We start from the raw sequence: 4,227 nt of genomic DNA, 5'->3' as shown, positions 1-4,227 counted from the left end.
GTGTACTGATCATGCAATGGCTGAAGGGGGGAACGGGCTACACCGAGGATGCAGCCATTCGGGCCCTGCGGGAAAGCTACCCCGATTTGGTGGATCACCAGCGTTGCGGTCGGGACGCCATTGTCTGGCGGGGCAAACAACAGGAAATCGACTATGTAGAAGCGGAGCGGGGCTGGGAGTTGGCACGGGCGGCCATCGCTTCTGGCCTGTACAAAACCATCATCTTGGATGAGTTGAACCCGACGGTGGATCTGGAGCTGCTGGACGTGGAGCCGATTGTCCAGGCTTTGCTGCGCAAGCCGCGCGATACGGAGATCATCATCACGGGGCGCTGCCATGCCCCCTTACCTTACTTTGAGCTGGCCTCTGTCCACTCGGAAATGGTGAGCCACAAGCACTATGCCGAGCAGGGGGCCGATCTGCGGCGCGGGGTGGACTATTGATGGGATCCTTCGCAGCGTTCTCAGCCAATTCTGCTCTCTCTTGGCCTCCAGACCCCAGGATGCTGGCCCAGTTGTTGCTTACCCTTTTCCAGACGGAAGTGTGGGTGGAGGGAGGGGAGCGTGTTCCTGCTGGCCCGCTGGTGGTGGTGAGCAATCACCGCAGTTTTCTGGATGCACCGGTGCTGATCGCGGGGTTGGGCCGACCGATTCGCTTTGCCTGCCATTACTACCTGGCTCAGGTGCCGCTGCTGCGGGAGATCGCCTTGGCTTTGGACTGCATTCCCCTCAAGCAGGGATCCCGACAGCAAATCCATTTTTTTCGCCAGGCGCAGGCCAGTTTGGCAGCGGGGGTGGGTGTGGGGATCTTCCCAGAAGGGGCGGAGCAGATCACCCGTGAGACCTCGCCTGGGGAGGTGGGGCGGTTTCAGCCAGGTTTTGCCCACCTGGCGCTGGCGGCAGCGGTGGATCCCTTGCCGATTCTGCCGGTGGCGGTGTGGGCGCAGGAAGAATGGCGGGGAGTAGATATTCCTATGGCTTTTTTCCGCTGGTTTGACCCCACTGAACCCCGATTTCAACAGGAAGGGGGACATCCGGTGGTGTTGTATCGGCGGGTGGTGCTCAGGGTGGGATCCCCCCTTTGGGTGGGCAGGAAGCAGCGCCAGGGATCCCGACGCGAGCGAATGCAGGTCATTCAAGAGCTAACTGCAGCGGCCCGAGAACAGGTGCGATTGGGATTGGCAGAGAGATGAGAAAGTTGAGTGGCGAGCCGGTAGCATCTGCCTCTAGCTTGGTCAGCCCGGCAACGGGAGCGGTCGGTCAGGAGCGGCCCCTGCTGCTGTATTTGCCCGGTATGGATGGCACAGGTACGTTGTTTTACCGGCAGGCGCAGGCTCTGCAGCGGGAGTTTCGCATTCGCCCCCTGAGTTTGAACCACCCGGAAGCGGGGGATAGCTGGGAAACCCTGGCCGATTGGGTGGGATCCCAGCTAGAAGCGGGGGCGTATTTGTGTGGGGAATCTTTCGGGGCCTGCCTGGCCTTGTTGGTGGCTGCCCAATGGCCGGAACGGTGCCGTGGCCTCATTTTGGTCAATCCGGCCTCGTCGCTGCGACGCAGGCCCTGGTGGTGGGCAGGACATGTTCTCTTGCCCTTTTTGCCGCCGGCGCTCTATCACCAGTTGTCGGAGCGAGGGTTGGGGGCTTTGGCGGAGCTCAGCCAAATGGAGCCGCCGGATCAGGAGCGGCTGCGCCAGGCAGTTCACAGTGTTGAACCCACAGTAGCTGCTCGGCGCTTGGCTTTGCTGGGATCCTTTGCTGTGGAGAAGCTGCCCCTGGAGTCGATGACCCTGCCAACTTTGCTGGTGGCGGGGGGGCGGGATCGCCTGTTGCCCTCGGTGCAGGAGGTGGGCTGGCTGGCGGAACGGCTGCCCCAGGCGCAGGTAGAAATCTCGCCCCAGAGCGGCCACGCTTGCCTGCTGGAGCGGCGGATGAACCTGCGGCGTTACCTGCTCAAGCCGGATGGCCTTTTTGCCCCTCTGCTGCTCAATTCTGCTTCGGCCCATTGAGCATGGACAGGGATCCCCACAGATCTTCTATCCGCTCTGGGCAGGAGCTCTCCTTCCCCTCTCGATCCAGCCAAAGGGCTCGCAAGCCTGCTGCTTTTGCCCCCTGATAATCGTCGCGGCGGCTGTCGCCAATGTGGCCGGCGGCTGCGGGGGGGATCCCGTGGGCTGCCAGGGCAGCTTGGAAGATGCGAGGATCGGGCTTGGCATAGCCCACTTGGGTGGAGAGGGTGAGGGTGGAAAAGTAGGGATCCAACTGCAACTGCTGCAGCACCCTGGGCAAGCGGCTGTCGAAGTTGGAGATCACCCCCAACCGGATCCCTTCCTGCTGCAGGGCCCGCAAAGCCGGCAGCGTCTCGGGATACAGCTCCCAGGGATCCGCCCCGGCAAAGTGCTCAAACAATTGGGCGAAAAAGTCTTCAAACCGGTGCTCTCCGAAGGCAGCCAGGGATCCCACCCGGGCAAAAGTCTCCCGCACCACCTGGCGCCACCAGGTCCGCTCCCACTCCCGCAAAGGGGATCCCGTCAATCCTGGGCAGGCCGGGGCTGGAGCCTGGGCAAAAACTTGGCCAAAAGCGCGATCCAAGGCCTGGGGATCCACCCTTACCCCATACTCCGCTGCCACCTGGCTGTAAACCTGGCCCACGCTGCCCCGCACCCGAAACAAAGTGCCCACAGCGTCGAAAAAGAGCACCCTCAGCTTCACGACTGCCCCTCGTAGCGGGCGTAGGCATCGACAATCCGCTGCACCAGAGGGTGGCGCACCACATCCCGCTGGTCGAAGTAGCAAAAGGCAACCCCCTCTACCCCTGTCAGAATGCGCTCTGCCGCTGCCAGGCCGGACATGCGATGTTTGCCCAGATCCGTTTGGGTGAGATCCCCGGTAACCACCATACGCGACCGGAACCCCAGCCGGGTAAGGGCCATCTTCATCTGCTCGGGGGTGGTGTTCTGGGCTTCGTCCAAAATGATAAAGGCATTGCTCAAAGTACGGCCTCGCATATAGGCCAGCGGCGCCACCTCGATCACCCCCTGCTCCATCAACTGCGGCAGCTTGGCCGGGTCGATAAACTCGAACAGGGCATCGTAAAGGGGCCGCAGATAGGGATCCACCTTTTCCACCAGATCCCCCGGCAAAAATCCCAGTTTTTCTCCCGCCTCCACAGCCGGGCGAGTCAAGATCAAACGCTCGTACTCCCGGTTTTGTAGGGCAGCAATGGCCACAACGGCAGCCAGATAGGTTTTTCCTGTGCCCGCCGGTCCAATGCCAAAGCAGAGGTCGTGGGTGCGAATGGCTCGCACGTACTCCTGTTGGCGGGGCGTTTTCGGTCGGATAAGCTCCCCTTTGCGGGTGCGGGCCAAAATCCCTGCTTGTGCTTGCTGGTAGGCGGCAGCCTCTTGTCCGGAGAGGGCGCGAAAAGCTTGCTCTGCATCGATCACAGTGACGGGGTGCCCAGTTTGCCAAAGCGGCCTCAGCAATTCTAGCCATTGCCGCACCTGCTGCCGCTGTTGGGGAGTGCCTTTCAGGTACAGGTCTTGTCCGCGCAGCGTTACAGAAGCACCGCTGGAGCGACTGATCCACCTCAGGTTGGCCTCCTGAGTGCCCGCCAAAGACATGGCCTGTTGAGGATTGGACAGAGAGATGACTTCGAAATCAGAAGAGAGGGAAGTAGGGTTGTCGTGCATGCCGTGGGCGCCGGGCACCCTGGGAGACCTGTAGGGGTGATCTTACCAAAAACGCTTGTCAGGGCGCTCTGGGCTGTGGAAAGCCGCTGCAGAGCCCAGGGGTCGAGCGCAAGAGTGCTTAACAGGCGATTACACCATTAATGTGTTCCAAAATACAAGCTTCTGGAAGATCTGCAGCAAACCTGGATTTGGGTTCCGGCCTTCATTGGCAGCCGAGTCACAGGGAATTAACAACTCCCTAAGGTTCCCTAAAAAAGTATTGCAAAGGGCTATCTTTTCGGGAATAGCTCTTATTCATCAAGTAACGTTGATCTATCTGCTAAAGGAGCTTGAACTCCCAGTCTCTCGTCGGTCGGGCAAGAGCTTGAGGTTTTCAACTCCGTTGGTCATCGTGCATCTGACATTCTCCATCCAGCAGCAGGGATGTGGATGGGGGTCTCTTACAACCTTTCCCCAGGCTCCTCTTGGGGATCCCTGTGACTCCTCAATTTCTGAGCAAGAGGCTCATCCCTTCTAGGTTGTGTTGATCTTTCATTTGAG

The 4,227-nt window shown here is 60.3% G+C and carries 5 protein-coding genes; 3 read left to right on the top strand and 2 right to left on the bottom strand.

The genetic code is table 11. The features are described from left to right. From NW815_RS00870 to NW815_RS00860, 3 genes are all read left to right on the top strand, one after another. Positions 1-443: cob(I)yrinic acid a,c-diamide adenosyltransferase (locus tag NW815_RS00870; RefSeq protein WP_414415620.1), on the top strand; the 443-nt coding region annotated here is incomplete at its 5' end. Positions 444-502: 59 nt separating this feature from the next. Continuing rightward, positions 503-1,192, top strand: coding sequence for a lysophospholipid acyltransferase family protein (locus tag NW815_RS00865; protein ID WP_414415619.1), 690 nt, complete (start codon positions 503-505; stop codon positions 1,190-1,192). After that, positions 1,189-2,004 (top strand): alpha/beta fold hydrolase, encoded by an 816-nt coding sequence (locus NW815_RS00860; protein ID WP_414390959.1) that lies wholly within the window; start codon positions 1,189-1,191, stop codon positions 2,002-2,004. Before NW815_RS00865 ends, NW815_RS00860 begins: the two co-directional genes overlap by 4 nt. On the opposite strand, the gene NW815_RS00855 is transcribed toward NW815_RS00860, so the two are convergent. Beyond that, positions 1,982-2,707 carry an HAD-IA family hydrolase gene (locus NW815_RS00855; protein WP_414390957.1) on the bottom strand — a complete coding sequence of 242 codons (726 nt, stop codon included), beginning with the start codon at positions 2,705-2,707 and terminating at the stop codon, positions 1,982-1,984. The two genes, NW815_RS00860 and NW815_RS00855, sit on opposite strands and share 23 nt — an antisense overlap. Next, on the bottom strand, positions 2,704-3,687 hold the full coding sequence (locus NW815_RS00850) for a PhoH family protein (protein WP_414330856.1): 984 nt from the start codon (positions 3,685-3,687) through the stop codon (positions 2,704-2,706). Before NW815_RS00850 ends, NW815_RS00855 begins: the two co-directional genes overlap by 4 nt. Positions 3,688-4,227: the final 540 nt, after the last annotated feature.

Origin of the sequence: Synechococcus sp. R6-7 (genome assembly GCF_047461695.1) — a bacterium.
Lineage (GTDB): Bacteria > Cyanobacteriota > Cyanobacteriia > Thermostichales > Thermostichaceae > Thermostichus.
The sequence above is the reverse complement of the archived record's forward strand: the minus strand, read 5'-3'. Positions and strand labels throughout refer to the sequence as shown.

Excerpts from the sequence above, each read along its gene's own strand:
- NW815_RS00865 (WP_414415619.1), top strand. The coding sequence starts at position 503 with ATGCTGGCCCAGTTGTTGCTTACCCTTTTCCAGACGGAAGTGTGGGTG.
- NW815_RS00860 (WP_414390959.1), top strand. The coding sequence starts at position 1,189 with ATGAGAAAGTTGAGTGGCGAGCCGGTAGCATCTGCCTCTAGCTTGGTC.
- NW815_RS00850 (WP_414330856.1), bottom strand. The coding sequence starts at position 3,687 with ATGCACGACAACCCTACTTCCCTCTCTTCTGATTTCGAAGTCATCTCT.